Below are 15,803 nucleotides of genomic sequence, written 5' to 3'. Positions count from 1 at the left end.
TGGGTTGTGTGCTGTCTCGTATTCGCTCAGTCCCGCCCCCCCCCCCCCCCCCCCCCCCCCCCCTCCCCCCCCCCCCCCCCCCCCCCCCCCCCCCCCCGGACCACTTGTCCAGCTGTAGAGCGGTCCCCGCGCGACGCGCACCACGGGCACGGCATCGCCGGGGTACCGCCGGCGAGGCACACCACCACAGCGGCCGCCCGATGTCCGTACTTGCGCACGTCTGAACTCCCTCTCCGAAGACGGAAACCGACCACGACCGGATCGGCCGTCACGCAGTCCACCACCGGTAAACGGGCTCGCCCACGCAGAACGGCCGGCAGATTTGGTTCGTTTGCCGATGATCGGACGCCTAGGCCGATTCGCCTCGCTCGCGCAGATATCGCGTGTGGTCTGCCTGCTGGTGGACGTCGCCTGCGTAGAACCGTTCCGCGATGCGATGCGCTTCGGTTTCCAACAGCTCCAGTTGTGCCAGGAGTTCGTCGGACGCGCTCGGCTCACCGCTCGCGCGCCGTTTGGCGGCGAACCACCACGGCAGGTTGAGATAGCTCTCCACGGAAAGCGGCAGATCCGTCCGTGCCAGCCGGGTGACGGCGTGCTGGACGTCCGGGTTGGCCGACCATCGCTCCGGTCGCGAAAGCAGGTCGTCGAGCACCTCGGCGATCCGCCGGACACCGTCCACAGAGGACTTCGGCATCCGTTGCGCCCGCGCGGTCACCTTGCCCACCAACGAGCCGAGGTCCGCGCGCAGTTGACCAGCCTCGGCCACGGCGGCAGGCGAGACCAGCCGGACCCGTTCGGATGGCGCCAGCAGGGCGAACACCGCGTACAGCCCGGCGACCACCACCGGCCACAGCGCGGCGACGACGCCGGTCAGGTACAGCGCGAGCCCGATCAGCCCACCGACGCAGCCGGCGAGGTTCTTCGTGGAACCGAGGTACCGGATCACTGGTACCCGCGGATTTCCTGGAACACCTTGGGCAGGACGTCGCCGCGCGCGTCGAACACGTTGCCGCCGGTACGTTTCGCGACCTCGCCGAGTTCGGCGGAATTTCCTTCGCCGAAGATCACGGTGAACACCGGGATCTGCCGCATCGCTTCCGGCAACGACGGGAACCTCTGCTGGAAATCCGAGAACGTGGCGCCGTTCGCGTTCTGCCCGTCGGTCATCAGCACGATCGAGGTGAACCGATCGGGATCGCGGGTGACCAACGGACCCATGATGTCGTACGCGCGCTGGAGGCTGTCGTAGATCGCCGTACCGCCGTTCGCGTCGAGGCCCTCGGCGAATCGCTTGATCTTGTCCAACGTGGGCTGTGGATCGCCTTCCGGGACGGCGAAGGTCTCCGGTTTGCCGGGCACGGTGTCGAACGGCAGCATCGTGACCTCTTCGCGGCTGCGGAACCGGCGATACCGGCCGGTCAGCGAGCCGTCGGCGCCGGTCAGCCCGGTCAGCGCGGTGCGCAGCGACTCGATCCGGTCACCCGACATGGAACCGGAGGTGTCGAGCACGTAGAGCGTGCGCGACGGACGCCGGATCTTGTCGAAGTAGGCACCCAGCAACGCGTCGACCGCTTGCTGGGTCGCGGGGAACGGCAGCTCGACAAGGTCCTTCTGCGCGAACTGCCGCCCGAGCTGGACACCGGGCACGACGGGGCGGCGCTGCGTGGTCTCCATGATCTTGCGCTGCGTGTCCGGCGTGCGCAGCCGTTCGGCCAGTTTGCGGTGCGCGTCCCGCGCGTCGGGATTCGCACTCTGCAACAGGGTCAGCGGGTAATCGGCGGTGACGACGCCGTCGGAGGGATACACCAGCGTCAGCGGTTCGGGGAGCTTTCCGGTCGCGTTCATCGACAGGAGGACGGACTCGTAGTTGACCAGGCCGTCGACCTTCTTGCCGGGATCCTGACCACTGGCCCGCCGTTGGTAGGCCTCGGAAAGCCACCCCGACGAGCCCGCGGACATCGCCTGCGCGCTGAAGAACTCGGTCAGTTTCGGGGTGACGGTGGCGATCTGCCGCGCGTCGACGGCGTTGCCCGCGCCCGCGAGCGCCGACGCGACGCCGACGAGCGCGGAGAAGCCGGAGTTCGACGCCGACGGATCGGTCATACCATAGGTGAAGGCCTTCTTCCCGGCCTGCTCGGCGATCTCGCCCCAGCCCACTGGCCGCCCGGTCCAGCCGAGCCGCCGCGCCGCCGACGCGGACAGGCCGAGCACCACCGGCGAACTCATGATCTTCACCTGCTCACCCAGCTGTTTCGCGGCCTCCGGAACCGCCGCGGGGTACCGGTTCGACGAGAACCAGACGGCGTCGTACTGGCCGTCCGCCTTCCCGTTGGCGAGCGACTCGGTGCCCTCCAGCGTCCCGGTGAACTGGAATTTCACCTTGACCCCGGTCGCCGCCGCCTCCTGCTCCAGCAACGGCCGCATATCCGCCAGCTCACTGCCCGCGAGCACCCTCAAGATGCCCGGTTCGGCCTCCCCCAGGCCACTCGTCCCGCCTTCGCTCGAATCGCAGGAAACCAGTGACAGCGCGCAAATCGCGCTGAGCGCCAAGACCGTCCAGCGTTTCACGATGCCCCCTCGGCCGTCGCCGTCTCGTGAGAGCGGCGCAGATGGTCTTCGGCTCGCCGGATCTCGCCGGACAGCGCCTCCACGGTCGCCGCCATCGTCGAGACGGCCCCCGCCTTGAACTCGTCGATCGCGTCGATGCTCCGGTAGATCCGCTCGAACGACTCGCGGATCGTCGCCACCGCCACCGCCGGATCACTGCCCGCACGCTGGATCTCGGCGCCGCGCAATTCCAGCAGTTCGGCGTTGGCCCTGAGCAGCCCGTCGGTCGTGGCCTGCACGGCCTGTACCTCGTCGAGGACGTCGCGCTGCCCGGCGAGCGCGCCGCTCACCAGCAGCGCGACCCGCAGCGCCGCGACCGTCGTCGACACCGCCCGCTCGATCCCCCGGATCAGCTCGTCGTTGTTGCGCCGCACCAGATCCAGCGCCAGATAGCCCTGTGCGCTCACCGCGAGCTGGGTCAGCAGATCCTGGTGCCGCTGCCGGATCGGATGCAGTGCGTCGGCCCGCAGCGACCTGGCTCGCGCGGGATCGGTGAAGTCGAAGATCCCGGCCTGGCGTTCGACGGCGGTGTCGACGGCCTCGGCGAACGCGGCCGCTTCCGACAGCTTGCCGAGCGTCACCCACAGCCGCTCGCGCTCGCCTTTGAGCGCGGCGTTTTCCCGCCGCAGGACGTCCTGCCGCGCCCGCAAGTCCAGTACCAGCGCGTTCACCGGCTCGTTGGCCGCGCGGTAGCGGTCGAGCGCTTTCTTCGCGCTGCCGGCGACCGGGATCAGCCCCATCAGTTTGCGGCCGGTGAGCGGCAGTTTCGCCGGGTCGATCTCCGCCACGGCTCGCCGGAGGCCTGCCAGGCTGACCGTCGCCTGCTGTTGTGGTGACCCGATTTCCGCCAGCGCCCGCGTCGAGCGGTCCAGCAGCGCGCCCGCGACGGTCGCCGCCGCCCGCATGTCGGACTCGCCGACCGCGAGCAGTTCGTCCAGGACACGGGTGAACTCCGGGGATCGGACGTCGAGCGCTTCGAGGCGCCGCGCGAAGCCCTCGGCGCGCTTCGCGACCTCGGCGTGGACCTCCGGCGCGAGCGTGACCAGGCCCGCGGCCCGCTCGGCCGGGATCGCCTCCACCGGTTCGGGTGGAGTGAGCGTGAAATCTTCCATCAGTACTGTTTCTTCACGGCGTCGAGCAGGCGCTCCAGCGTTTCGAACGACGGCGGCTCGACGGCGTCCACCAGATCCGCGGGCACCGGCGCCTTGGCCGCGGCGACGACGTCGGCGAACAACCGCGGGTCCCCGGTGCGGAAACCGAAGGTGGCGGCGAGTTTCCCCAGTTCCGGGTCGGTCGCCAGCAGCCTGCCCACCTGGTCGCCGTTCGGCTTCAACGGGACCAGCGTGTGCTTGGAGTACACCGTCGGCGCCATGTAGAGCAGGCGCATGTCCGGCCGGATCGAGCCGTCCGCGCGGACCAGCCTGTCGACAAACTGCGATTCGTAGATCAGCGCCAGCGGCGTCTTGCCCATACCCGCCGCGAGGTAGTCCTCGAACGGTCCTTCGGTGCTGTTCTGCGTGTAGCCCTGATCGATGAACAGCTTCGACACACCGGGCAGCACCTTCGCCTCGGCTTCCGGCGTGCTCACCACGTTGTTGCCGTTGGCGACGAAGGAAACGATCGACAGGTACATCGCCGCCGAGTTCGATTCGCGCGGGTCCGTGGTCGTGACCAGCACGTTCTTGCGAGCCGGAAAGACGGTATTGCCGGGAAGCTGGTCCCAGCGCGTGCCCCGCTGCGTGAGTTCGAGGTACTTCGCGATGTCGAGCACCTGGTAGTCCCCGGCGCCCTTGCGCACGATCTCGTTGGCGCTCAAGAGGTTCACGATCGGCTCGAAGGTCGCGACCGCCATCGGCGACTGGAACGGCGTGTGCACGCCGGTCACCTTGTGGTCGCGCTGGATCCGCTGCGCGGCGGGCGACGAGGACGGGAACGCGAACTCGTACTTCCCGAGGTCCATACTCGCGATCTGCCGCGAACCGGCGGTGTCGACCTCGACCTTCAAGCCGTGCTTGGCGAACGCGTCCACCACTCGCTTGTCGGAGAAGAAAGCCAGCTTCTCCGAACCGATGACCCCGCGCACCGTGGCCAGATCCGTACCCTGCGCGGTGTTGTCATCACCGCCGCGGCCCCAGACGATCACGGCGACCACGGCCAGCAGCAGCACCACTGCCAGGCCGATCGACAGACGGCGTTTCACCGGCCCACCCCCCTCGTTCACCAGCTCGATCTTTCAGCCCGTTCGACTCTTTTGACGCGCGGGTGAGCCATTTCGCAATGAACGATCGATGAACGAAAGAAGTCGTCAGTTGCTGGCGAAGCGTTGGGGTAGAGGGAAAATCAGATCACGGACTGCTCCGAGACCGGCAGGCACACGGTGAACCGCGTGTCGCCCGGCGCCGAATCGACCCGAAGGTCGCCCTGATGCCGTTCGACGACGATGCGCCAGGAGATGTCCAGGCCGAGCCCGGTGCCCTGCCCCACCGGCTTCGTGGTGAAGAACGGCTCGAAGATCCGCTGCCGCACCTCCGCCGGGATCCCGGGCCCGGTGTCGCCGATCTCGACGTGCACGTGATCGTTCACCCGGGACGTCCGCAGGGTCAGCGTGCCCTCGGACCCCATGGCGCCGAGCGCGTTGTCGATGATGTTCGTCCACACTTGGTTCAGCTCACCCGCGTACGCCGGGATCCTCGGCACCGCGTGGTCGTACTCCTTCACGACCTGGATCCCCGGCCCGATCTTCCCGGCGAGCATGACGAGGGTGGAGTCGAGTCCTTCGTGGACGTCGATCCACTGGTGTGGCGCGCGATCCATCTGGGAGTACTGCTTGGCCTTGCCGACCAGCACCGAGACGCGGGTGGTCGAATCCTCGATCTCGCCCATCAGCATCTCGGTCTCGAGCGCGTACGCCAGCCAGCGGACGGCGCCGTCGAGGAAGGTCTCCCCCACCGATTCCAGCAGGCGATCGAGATCGGGCACGGTCAGCCCGGCGCGGACGTAGATGTCGGCGAGGTCCCAGCCCTGGTCGATGCCGTGGCCGTCGAACCAGTCGCCGATCTCGTCTTCGCGGTCGGCCTGCTGTATCGCGGACAGCTTCGGCGCCGAGGCGACCTGTTCGACCAGCTGTTCCTGGATCTCGAGCAGCTGCTCCAGCAGCGCCGGGTCGACGTTCTTCTTCGCCAGCATCGCGAGTTTGTGCCGCATCCCGGCGACCCGCTCCCGCAGCGACGCCGTCGCGCGGACCGCCGCGGCGGCCGGGTTGTTGAGTTCGTGGGTCAACCCGGCGGAAAGCTCGCCCAGCGCCAGCAGCCGCCGCCGCGAACCGATCACGGTGTCGCTGTTGCGCCAGCCGAGGTACATGCCCTCCAGCAGATGCGTCGCCATCGGGAACCAGCGGCGGAATTCGGTGGCGAACTCGGCCGCGGGCAAGGTCAGGAAGGTGAGGTCGCTGACCGCGTGCACCGAAGCGCCGTAGGTGTGTTCTGTCTCCTGGTGCACGAAGAACTGCGTCGCACCGCAGTAGGCGCCGCGTTGATCGGACCGGATCGTCTCGACCTCGGTGCCGCCGACGAGCCGCGTCATCCGCAACGCGCCCGACAGCAGCAGGTAGAAGCAGGTGGCAGGCTCACCCTCGCGCATGACCGTGGTGCCGCCGCGATACTGCTCCAGCGCGGCGTGCTCGTCGATCCAGTCCAGCTGTTCGTCGCTGAGATGCTCGAAGAGGAAGAGCCCGCGCAGTTCCTCCCTTGGCAGAACGCTCACTGTTCCTCCAGGTAACGGTGAACCAGGGTGACCGCCATGGCGCCTTCACCCACGGCCGACGCGACCCGCTTCACCGACGCCGCCCGCACGTCGCCCGCCACGAACACGCCGGGAATGGACGATTCCAGGTAGTGCGGGTCGCGGTCCAGCGGCCAACCCGGCGGCGGACCGCCGTCGGTGAGCAGATCGGGGCCGGTCCGCACGAAGCCGTGGTCGTCGCGCTGGATCTCCGTGCCGAGCCAGTCGGTGCGCGGCGCCGCGCCGATGAAGATGAAGAGGTGACCGGTGGGCACGGTCTCGGTGGTGGAGCCGTTCTCGCACAGGGTCAGCCGTTCGAGGTGATCGTCGCCGTGCGCCTCGACCACGGTGGTCCGGGTGCGGACATGGATGTTCTCGATCCCGGCGAGCTGCTCGATCAGGTAGTGCGACATCGACGCTTCGAGCGACTGACCGCGGACGAGGATGGTGACGTCGGCGGCGTGCTTGGAGAAGAACACCGCCGCCTGGCCCGCCGAGTTCGCGCCGCCGACGATGTAGACGTGCTCGCCCTTGCACTCGGGCGCTTCGGTGGCGGCGGAGCCGTAGTAGACACCGCGGCCGGCGAGCTCGGCGACCCCGGGCGCCTCCAGCGCCCGATAGGTCACGCCGCTGGCCAGCACCACGGAATGCGCGACGATCTCGGTCCCGTCGCCGAACGTGACCACGCGCGCCGAACCGCGCGCTTCGAGGCCGACGACGTCGCGGGCGGTGAGCACCTCGGCGCCGAACTTGAGCGCCTGCCGCCGCGCGCGGTCGGTGAGCTGCGCGCCGGAGACGCCGTCCGGGAAGCCGAGATAGTTCTCGATGCGGGAGCTGGTGCCCGCCTGCCCGCCGGTCGCCTTGCGCTCGACGATGACGGTGCGCAGCCCCTCCGAAGCGCCGTACACGGCCGCCCCGAGCCCGGCGGGCCCGCCGCCGATCACGATCAGGTCGTAGAACTCCTGCGCGGGACGGGTGGACAGGCCGACGGCGTCGGCGAGTTCGGGGCCGGACGGCTGACGCAGCACCGTGCCGTCCGGCGTGACCAGCACCGGGATGTCCTGCGGCGCCGCGCCCGCCGCGTCGAGGATGCGGCGGCCCTCGTCGTCGTCCACGGAGTACCAGCGGTACGGCACGGCGTTGCGCGCCAGGAAATCGCGCAGATGGAACGACGGCGACGAGTACCGGTGGCCGATGAGCTTGAGCTCGTCGACCGGCCGCTCCCCCACCGCGCGCCAGGTCTCCACCAGCGCGTCGATGACCGGGTAGAGCTTCTCCTCCGGCGGATCCCACGGCTTGAGGAGGTAATGGTCGACGTCGACGACGTTGATCGCCTGGATCGCGGCGTCGGTGTCGGCGTAGGCGGTCAGCAGCGCGCGGCGGGCGTGCGGGAACAGGTCCATCGCCTTCTCGAGGAAGACGATGCCGTCCATCTGCGGCATCCGGTAGTCGGCGAGGATCGCGGCCACGGCGTCGCCGCGCAGCTTGATCTCGCGCAGCGCTTCGAGGGCGTCGGCACCGGAATCGGCCCGGATGATCCGGTAGTCCTTCCCGTACCTTCTGCGCAGGTCACGGGCGACCGAACGGGACACGGCGGGATCGTCGTCGACGGTCAACAGGATCGGCTGGCTCACCGGATCAGCCTAAGCCCTACTACGTTCGGGCCGTGCTGACCGAAGCCTAAGAAGTGATCCACGCCCGTGCCCCCATCGCGTGTGAAGCGGCCACCGCGGCCGGCCTGCCCGGCACCTTCCGCGTGGCGCGAGGACGGGCTGCACGTGGTCCTCGCCACGGCGCTGGAGCTGCGATTCCTGCGCACGATCTCCGGGGTCACCAAGGAGAACCTGCCGCGGGCCGAAAGCGGCGACGCCGTGACGTCGTTCATCGCCGCCGAGCACGCCGATCCACGGCTCCGGCTATCGCTGCTCATCGAGAACGGTGTGCCGATCTCCGCGTCGGCACTGAGCGCGCGTCGTCCTCGGCGGATCCGCCACGCCACGGGCTCATCGCGGCAGAGGAGCGCGGGCACGGCCTGACCGCGGCCGCCCGCGAAGGCCGCCGTTTCGCCGTCGCGACCGCGGTGGAAGATTCGCCGAGCCTGGGTCGCGCCGGGGCACGGGTCCATCCGCGGCAGGCGTTCAGGCCCGGGTGAGTTTACGCAGGCGAAAGGCCAGGACGAGCAGCATCACGCCGTACAGCAGGGCGTAGATCCCGACCAGGAGCGCGATCCCGTAGGCCCCCGCGATCGGATTGAACACGATCACGATGCCCGCGATCAGCGAAAGCGCGCCCGCCGCGACGAGGAACGCCTCGCCCTCGATCTGCTTGCGCAGCCGGATCGCCGCGACGATCTCGACGATGCCGGTGAAGATCGCCCAGAAGCCGACCAGGAGCGCCAGCACGAGCACCGTGATCCCCGGCCAGATCAGGACCAGGACACCGGCGATGATCCCCAAGGCGCCGAGGACACCGTAGGCGGCGCGATGAGCGGCGTCACCCGGCCGGAAAGCCTGAATCAGACCGCCGATGCCGTCGATGATCGCGTAGACGCCGTAGATGATCGCGAGGGCCAGGACCGTGGCTCCCGGCCAGATCAGCGCGAGGATGCCGAACAGGATGGCGAAACCGCCGCGCAGGGCGGCGAGCGGCCAGGCCAGGCGGGGTTCGACGACGGTGAGACCGACGAGAGGCATTTCCCGAGTATCGGAGCGCCGGAGGGCTCGCGCGCGGCACGCCACTCGTTCGGGGGAGGTCGCCGACGGGGTGAGGCCGGTGCGCGCCGGGGTATCAGGGATAGGCGACCAGGTTGGCCACCGTCGATCCCGAGTTCGCCGGTCCGCCGCGGTCGTTGATGACCCGCGCGATGGTCCTGTTCCCGCCGAGGGAGACGGCGACCATGCTGCGGAACCGGACGTTCGGGTTGTTCGGCCCTTCGATCGCGCGATTCGCCACCACGCTCGGATCGACGTTGAAGTAGCAGTAACTGCCGAACCCGTACGCCTCGTGGCCCGCTGCCCGAATGACGCGGAGGACCTGATGGGCGAGCTGAAGCGGAGTCCAGCGGAGACGCGGCGTAGCGGGCAGGGACCTCGGCGTTACGATGATCGAAAACGTGACCACGGGCACATGCCCAGTCGATACACGGCTAAAAATAAGTTGCGAAGATGCAGGTCAAGACTGCTTCGCCAGCTCGACGCAGCACAGAGTGACCCCCGCGCGAACGGCCCGATCGGGCGGTGTAATGTATGGACACACGAGATGCGGAGAACAACCCGCTTCGGGGCTATGGCGCAGCTGGTAGCGCACCTCACTGGCAGTGAGGGGGTCAGGGGTTCGAGTCCCCTTAGCTCCACAGTGACGAAACACCGCCCACCTGGCAACTTAGCCGAGGTAGGGCGGTTATTTCGTTCCACCTCACTTTGAGAATTGGTGTGGCGAACTTCAGCTACCGTTCAGTACCTGGGCACGCCCATGACCCCGTTTCAAACGGGGTCACCAACCTGCCCCAGCAGGCTGACCGCACCGATGGCCTGCGCCGCCGTGCCGTGCGCGGCGACGGGGTACTCGGCGGCCACCGCCGCGGCCCTGTCACCGAAATGGTTGTCCAACGCCTTCCGGTAACCCGCCTCGGTGAGTCCGGGGAACATCGACGGCGAGAACAGGGTTCCTTCGTCCCTGGTGACGCCGGTCAAGAACGGCACGCGCTGAAAACGTCCGGCGGGCACGGCGACTGCGGGATCCTCCGGAAGCACGGCGTTGCCATAGGCCGGCAGAGGCAGGACCGGCGCGACCAGCAGATCCGCCACCGGCACCTGCCTCAGGCAGTCCAGTGTCGTGCAGCCGAACCGGGTCGCCAGGTTCTGCCCGTGTCCCTGCTGCCACTCCGGTGGCACGAAGTACGACACGTCGAGCAGCGACCCGCCAGAATCGAATGCGGGCGTGCCCGGGCTGAGAGCCGAGACTCACCGCGAAAACCGCCTTGACGTGCTGGGTCACCAGGTCTGAGCACCTGTCGACCAGGCTGTCGCTGAGCTCGAGCGTCTGTTCGACTGTCAGTCTAGCGCCGGAGCATATGGCCGCGACCGCATCGGCTTCGAAGCCTCCGGAGAACACGGACACCCGGGTCCAAAGCAGCCGTCCGGGCCCGGAGCACGGCTGATGGCTCCAGTCGATCATCGCCCGGAGTGTTCCGTGCCGCTCCGGACCGTGCCTCGTCGCACTGATGGTCAATAGCGAGAGACGCTCATCCAGGCATTCCGTGATCTGCCGGACCGTCACAACCCGATACACTTTCTGACCGCGATCGGCGTGAACCGGTGCTCATCGACGTGCCCGGCGCGACAAACGGTGCTCGTGCCGACTCCTCCGTTTGGGCTCTCGGGACTTGCGGACCACCTTCACCGAGCCCCACCAGGCGAACCCGGTCACGCGCAGTACCGGTGCACCTGGCATGGCTTGCCGCTCTGTCGTCCTCCGCCCGCCGCCGAAACCGCCCATCAACCCGACACCGCGGACATCCACGACGACGTCCTCGGGGACCACGATCTTAATACCGCCCATGATCGCCACGGCATTGATCGTGCAGACACCGTCGGCGAACTCGGCCTGCCGCAGGTCAAGGCGGACGCTACCCCAGAAGGCTCGGCTGACGTGTTCCGCGAGCACCGTCCCGTCGAGCAGCCGCGTGACACCGGACATGACCGCGAATGACCTCCTCGGCCCCGAAACACCTCCATCTTGGCGTCCCGCATGAACGGATGACGTGGCAGGGAGATCCGCCACGGCCGGTTCGAGCTCGGCGAAAGTCTTCGCCGAGTAGACGAGGTCGAGTCTGCTTTCCAGCTCGGCGGCGCTGAGCCGTCCGACCCCCATGGCTTTGTAAAGCAGCTGCGCCACTTGCTCGCGGTCGGAATCGGCTACCCGCATCGCCGATCGCTCCAGTTCAGGCATAACAGCAACTATAGAGTGTTCCTCGGCTCCTCTGGCCTGACAAGCGAGAACCATCTGCCGATTTCTCCGCCTTCAAGGAAACTCAGAGGAGGCACTATAACGAGCATGCGCATCTATAGGACGAAGAGACTCACGGCGGACACAAGGCCGGGTGCGCCATATTATGCACACATCGCGATGATGACGTCCACCTGCCGTTTCGTCTCGATGCGGATCAGCTCCTATTGACCAGTTACCCGGGTGATCGATCCTGCCACCGGCGGCGTTCAGTCACCCGCGAGGCGACCAGGCCGCGAGGCTGACCGCCGACAGAAGTCGGCGCCTGCTTGTCGGCTCCGCCGTAGGTCCAGGCCAAGACATCGACGCATCCGGCGGACTGCGCCCCGTCGTTGTCAAGTAGACAGCCGTACATAAACACCAACCCAGGTGATCCCGCGGAATTTGACCACCTGGAACTCGACCGAGTCCGGCCGTTTACCTTTGCGCTTCCACGGCCCGTCACAGACAGTCAAGCAAGCTACACGCCCCCGACGGTTGCTCCGCTGCAGAGACCCGGAAACTGGGCACCGGCGCGGCGTGAAGCGCGCCGCGCCGGTGCCCTGCTCACCCTTACCTGCGACGAATTGGCGGTACTGGAGCGGCTATTGTCCAGTCCCGATCGCGTGATGTCCCATGTGGATTGCTGCAGCCTCGAACATCTGCGACGCTGAGGCCCAGCTACGCCGAAACTACGGGAACCGGCGGCTATCCATACGGTCCGCGCTTCGGTTGTCCCTGGACCGCCCAGGTTTCGGCAGGACGGAATCGGGACGTGGAGCGGCCGAATCTTTTCCCGCTTGTGCCGCTCCCAATCCCACCCGTCATTGCCTCAGCTTGCGCGTGATCTCCAGATGTCGATCCAACTCCGTTGTCAGGCAGTCGAGCCAAGAAGGCCAGGTTTCTTTGATCTCTTTGGTGCCCTCGACGTAGAAGTGAACCGGCTCTGGCGATGGCCCCGATTCAATCCAATAAAGCTGATACCCCTGATGCATTCCAGCCAGCACCGAATCCTGCTTTACCAGAGTTTCTATTCCATTTTCCTGAACCAGATCACGCATTTCGTCGGCGAGTTCGACGATCTCTGGATAGAAGACCGAGCTGCCGACGAGCAGCTTTCCTGCGTGTCGGCCCATCGTCAGGAGAAACTGCTGGTATTGCTCCGGAAGCCGAGCGACGCCCTGCGCCGATCGCACCTCTTCGACCTCCTCCGGCGAGCACCCGATGAGCGTGTCCGGTGTCGCGACGCCGAGCGCTATCAGCCGATCAGCGAACTCTCGCACTGTTCCCACTGCCCCTCCAACCCCTCTGTCAGTTCTTTCGCCCAAGGTCACCGAAAACCACCTTCACGTTCGGAAAACGCTCCTCGAACTGCTTGACGACATACTGACAAGAGTCGCATACAGGACGTTCCGAGACTATCCGGATAATACCACGAGCGGCCGGATCCAGATTCTCCGCCAGTTGCTCCAAAATCTTCCATTCGGAGTCCGATTGCTTGAAGGTCGGATCGAACTGCCGGTTCGCGGGAAGAGGCGCGGATCCCTGATAGTGATGCGCACCGCTCACACCGATCAGCTGACCTGCCGTGCCGTCGATCTCGTATTCGGCGACCGCTATGTTCTTGCCCTTTCCCACTTTTTGCGCGGCCCGGTACCCATCGATCGTTTCCTGGTGGCGTGCCACCACGGCGGGTTCGACGCCTGGCCTTGCCTTCTCCTGGGCAGCAGGACCTGTCGGCCTGGACTTGATCAACGCGTCGTCGTAGAAGAGGCGACCACGCCGGAGCAACTCGTCGGACAGGGCTTGTTCGCCCGGTGTGAGAACCGTCTTACCGCCCGCTCCCGGCGTGCCGAGATTGCGGCGCAGCTCGTAAAGCGGATGCTCGAAGGCGTTCACCTCATCGAACGGCTTGAGCGCGATCTTGAGCTCGGCGACGTGCCGGTCCGACATCCGGACGCTCAGGAGGATGTCCCGGTAACCCGGCCCGTCAGGATGTGGGGCCGCGATGCGGTCCTTGATCCGTACGATGTCGAACGCCTTGTGCTTGGCGATCTCGTCGAGGGCCTTGTAGGCGTCTTCGATGCGGTTGACCACGACCGTTCCACCCGCGACATCGACCAGTTTCGAAGCGTTGCCCTGGTAGTCCTGTCGAATCTTCTTGTCGGCTCGCGGAAGGTCCTTCGGGCCGGATCGTGACAGGTATTGACCGCCGAACCGAGCCGCCAGTGGTTCGCCCACGCTGCGCAGTTCCGCGAGTGCCCGATCCGCCTTCGCGGTCGTCTCCGCCCACAACCGCTCGCGTCCCGGACGATCGTTCGCCCATTTGACGAAGTTGATCGGCTGCTCGTCCGCGCCTGGCGCGAGTTTGCCGACGGTCGCCTTCGTGCTGGCCGCGATCGCGTACTCCTCCGGAGTGATCCGCGGATTGCCCAGCTTGGGCAGGTCCGGACCGACCGCGCCGGGGCGCACGGAGCGGACCGCGTCGCGCAGGATGGCCTGCGACTTCGGGTGCTCCAGCAGGCTGGCCAGCGTCTTCGGATCCCGCTGGACGGCGTCCTTCAGTGACTCGTTGCCGCGTGTTTCCAGCAACCTGGCCAATTCCGGCCGCCGGGGCAGATCGGCGCGTATCCGGTCGATGATCGTCTTGGCGACTTCGGGGTCGTCGAGCGCCGCGATCGTACGAGGATCCTTGAGGAAGTTATTCGCGTTCCAGTCCTGCCTGAGCGCCTTGCCGGCGGGAAGGGCGGCGAGCCCGTCCAGCGCGGCGAAACCGCAATCCGCGGCATGTCCTTCGACACAACCGGGACCGTGGTCGTACAGATTCGTGAGACCGCGCCCCCGGATTCCGTCGAAGGCCAGCAAACCCGCCCCGGTGACCGCGGGTCCACAGTCACCACCATCCGCGCAGACATCGATGCGCTTGATCTCGTCGCGTCCGTTGTCGACGTTGTGCGCATACATCGCATAGCGCGCCTGAGGCACCTTGTTCGCCGCGGAGAATGCCGCGTTCAACGCCGCCGGAGCCGCCCGCACCACGGGTGCGACCGCGTTCACCACCGGCCGCACGCCCGGCGCCTGCGCGAGCGCCGTACCACCGGTCTTGAGCGCACCCGCGGTGGCCGCCACCGGCGGGAGATGTGCCACGGTCCGCCCTGCTGTCGCGGCCGCCTGGCTTCCCTTGCTTGCCGCCGTTCTCGCGGCCGCCGAAACCGCTTCGGTCGCCGCGGGTGCGACCGCGCGAGCACCAGCCCCGCCCAGTTGCGCCAAAGCACCAGGGAGTTTCCCGATCGGAGTCACCGCGACCGCCGTCTTGAGTCCCTCGGCGACCGCGTCCCCACAGCCCTTTCCTTCAGCGCAGTCCTTGCCCGCTCCGTACGTGTTGCCCTGCCCGAGACCAACAGAGACATCCGTCAGGACGGCGGCCGTGCCGACGACCGCCTGGCCGAGCTCGCCCGGATGAAACTGGCCATCCTTGCTGACGTCGCCCCATTGCTTGCCCAAGTCCTCGATGTTGGTCTGCAAATGCCCTTGAGGACTGATCAGCGTGACGACCTTCCCGCCTGGTGCCCGCGCGGTCGTGTTCGACCAGTTTCCCCCGAACTTGGCGTTGGCGGCCGGCGAAAGCGCCTTGTCCGAGAGAACGATCCGCCGCCCGTCATCGGTAGTGCCCACGGCTACCGCCGCGCCATCGTCGCCGGTCTTGAATTCCCAACCGCTGACGGTCGGCGACTCGGTGTAAGTCATCCCGCCGCCTTTGCTACCACCCTTCGAGGACACACGGTAAGTGATCTCCGGCGGCGGAAGCGCCTTTCCCCTGTCACGAACGGCTTCGAGATCCTGTGCCTCGCGCTCGGCCTCGGCGGCAAGTGTCGCGCGCGTTTCCCACGCACGAACCGAAGTGGAGGTTCCACCGTCATGCTTGAGTCCTCGCGCCAGGTCGTCAGCCGTCGCCCTGGCCTTTCCCGCGGCGCGTTCGTTTTGCATGATCCGGGTTTGCTCGCGTGTCGCGGCTGCCTGGGACGCGAATTTCCGGTTCTCGCGATCGGCTTCTTCTTGCTGTTCCTTGGCCTTTTGCGCGGCGCGTTCGTTTTGCATGATCCGGGTTTGCTCGCGTGTCGCAGCTGCTTGGGATGCAAACTTCCGATTCTCCCGATCAGCCTCCTCCTGCTGCTCCTTGGCCTTTCTCGCAGCCTGATCACGCGACGCAGCCGCCTGAGACGCAAACTTCCGATTCTCCCGATCAGCCTCCTCCTGCTGCTCCTTGGCCTTTCTCGCAGCCTGATCACGCGACGCAGCCGCCTGAGACGCGAACTTCCGATTCTCCCGATCGGCCTCCTCCTGCTGCTCCTTGGCCTTTCTCGCAGCCTGATCACGCGACGCAGCCGCCTGAGACGCAAACTTCCGATTCTCCCGATCAGCCTCCTCCT

Annotated in this window: 13 protein-coding genes and 1 tRNA gene; 2 read left to right on the top strand and 12 right to left on the bottom strand. The window is 67.1% G+C overall.

Annotation, left to right across the window (positions count from 1 at the left end; genetic code table 11):
• Nucleotides 1-349: 349 nt before the first annotated feature.
• The 6 genes from ACZ6DT_RS38005 to ACZ6DT_RS37980 all read right to left on the bottom strand — a co-directional run bounded on the left by ACZ6DT_RS38005 (nt 350) and on the right by ACZ6DT_RS37980 (nt 8,021).
• Nucleotides 350-946 carry a hypothetical protein gene (locus tag ACZ6DT_RS38005; protein WP_465604278.1) on the bottom strand — a complete coding sequence of 199 codons (597 nt, stop codon included), beginning with the start codon at nt 944-946 and terminating at the stop codon, nt 350-352.
• Nucleotides 943-2,568 carry a vWA domain-containing protein gene (locus tag ACZ6DT_RS38000; RefSeq protein ID WP_465604277.1) on the bottom strand — a complete coding sequence of 542 codons (1,626 nt, stop codon included), beginning with the start codon at nt 2,566-2,568 and terminating at the stop codon, nt 943-945. The genes ACZ6DT_RS38005 and ACZ6DT_RS38000 overlap by 4 nt, the downstream gene beginning before the upstream one ends.
• Entirely contained in the window at nt 2,565-3,719 is a 1,155-nt protein-coding gene (locus ACZ6DT_RS37995) for a toxic anion resistance protein (RefSeq protein ID WP_465604276.1), read from the bottom strand. Before ACZ6DT_RS37995 ends, ACZ6DT_RS38000 begins: the two co-directional genes overlap by 4 nt.
• Nucleotides 3,719-4,807 (bottom strand): hypothetical protein, encoded by a 1,089-nt coding sequence (locus ACZ6DT_RS37990; RefSeq protein ID WP_465604274.1) that lies wholly within the window; start codon nt 4,805-4,807, stop codon nt 3,719-3,721. The genes ACZ6DT_RS37995 and ACZ6DT_RS37990 overlap by 1 nt, the downstream gene beginning before the upstream one ends.
• 140 nt (nt 4,808-4,947) lie before the next feature.
• Nucleotides 4,948-6,369, bottom strand: coding sequence for an ATP-binding protein (locus tag ACZ6DT_RS37985; protein WP_465604272.1), 1,422 nt, complete (start codon nt 6,367-6,369; stop codon nt 4,948-4,950).
• Complete coding sequence (locus tag ACZ6DT_RS37980; protein WP_465604270.1) at nt 6,366-8,021, bottom strand: NAD(P)/FAD-dependent oxidoreductase; 1,656 nt, start codon at nt 8,019-8,021, stop codon at nt 6,366-6,368. Before ACZ6DT_RS37980 ends, ACZ6DT_RS37985 begins: the two co-directional genes overlap by 4 nt.
• Before the next feature lie 66 nt (nt 8,022-8,087).
• Between ACZ6DT_RS37980 and ACZ6DT_RS37975 the strand changes: the two genes are divergently transcribed.
• The gene (locus ACZ6DT_RS37975) at nt 8,088-8,423 is read left to right on the top strand and encodes a hypothetical protein (protein ID WP_465604268.1); all 336 of its coding nucleotides are present in this window, start codon (nt 8,088-8,090) and stop codon (nt 8,421-8,423) included.
• Between the two features lie 102 nt (nt 8,424-8,525).
• Here the strand turns inward: ACZ6DT_RS37975 and ACZ6DT_RS37970 are convergent, their stop codons facing one another.
• Together ACZ6DT_RS37970 and ACZ6DT_RS37965 are read right to left on the bottom strand one after the other, a co-directional pair.
• Nucleotides 8,526-9,080 (bottom strand): HdeD family acid-resistance protein, encoded by a 555-nt coding sequence (locus ACZ6DT_RS37970; protein ID WP_465604266.1) that lies wholly within the window; start codon nt 9,078-9,080, stop codon nt 8,526-8,528.
• 94 nt (nt 9,081-9,174) lie between these two features.
• Nucleotides 9,175-9,507 (bottom strand): hypothetical protein, encoded by a 333-nt coding sequence (locus ACZ6DT_RS37965; protein ID WP_465604264.1) that lies wholly within the window; start codon nt 9,505-9,507, stop codon nt 9,175-9,177.
• 159 nt (nt 9,508-9,666) lie between these two features.
• Here ACZ6DT_RS37965 and ACZ6DT_RS37960 point away from each other — a divergent pair.
• Nucleotides 9,667-9,739, top strand: a tRNA-Ala gene (locus tag ACZ6DT_RS37960).
• 130 nt (nt 9,740-9,869) lie between these two features.
• Here the strand turns inward: ACZ6DT_RS37960 and ACZ6DT_RS37955 are convergent.
• The 4 genes from ACZ6DT_RS37955 to ACZ6DT_RS37940 form a co-directional block, all read right to left on the bottom strand.
• Entirely contained in the window at nt 9,870-10,292 is a 423-nt protein-coding gene (locus ACZ6DT_RS37955; RefSeq protein WP_465604262.1) for a hypothetical protein, read from the bottom strand.
• 415 nt (nt 10,293-10,707) lie between these two features.
• A complete protein-coding gene (locus tag ACZ6DT_RS37950; protein ID WP_465604260.1) occupies nt 10,708-11,337 on the bottom strand; it encodes a DUF1707 SHOCT-like domain-containing protein in 630 nt (209 codons plus the stop codon).
• Between the two features lie 860 nt (nt 11,338-12,197).
• Nucleotides 12,198-12,656 carry an SMI1/KNR4 family protein gene (locus ACZ6DT_RS37945; protein ID WP_465604258.1) on the bottom strand — a complete coding sequence of 153 codons (459 nt, stop codon included), beginning with the start codon at nt 12,654-12,656 and terminating at the stop codon, nt 12,198-12,200.
• 28 nt (nt 12,657-12,684) lie between these two features.
• The coding region (locus ACZ6DT_RS37940) for a deaminase domain-containing protein (RefSeq protein WP_465604256.1) at nt 12,685-15,803 on the bottom strand (3,119 nt) is incomplete at its 5' end.

It is taken from the genome of Amycolatopsis sp. NPDC041971, from assembly GCF_055588925.1.
The sequence above is the reverse complement of the archived record's forward strand: the minus strand, read 5'-3'. Positions and strand labels throughout refer to the sequence as shown.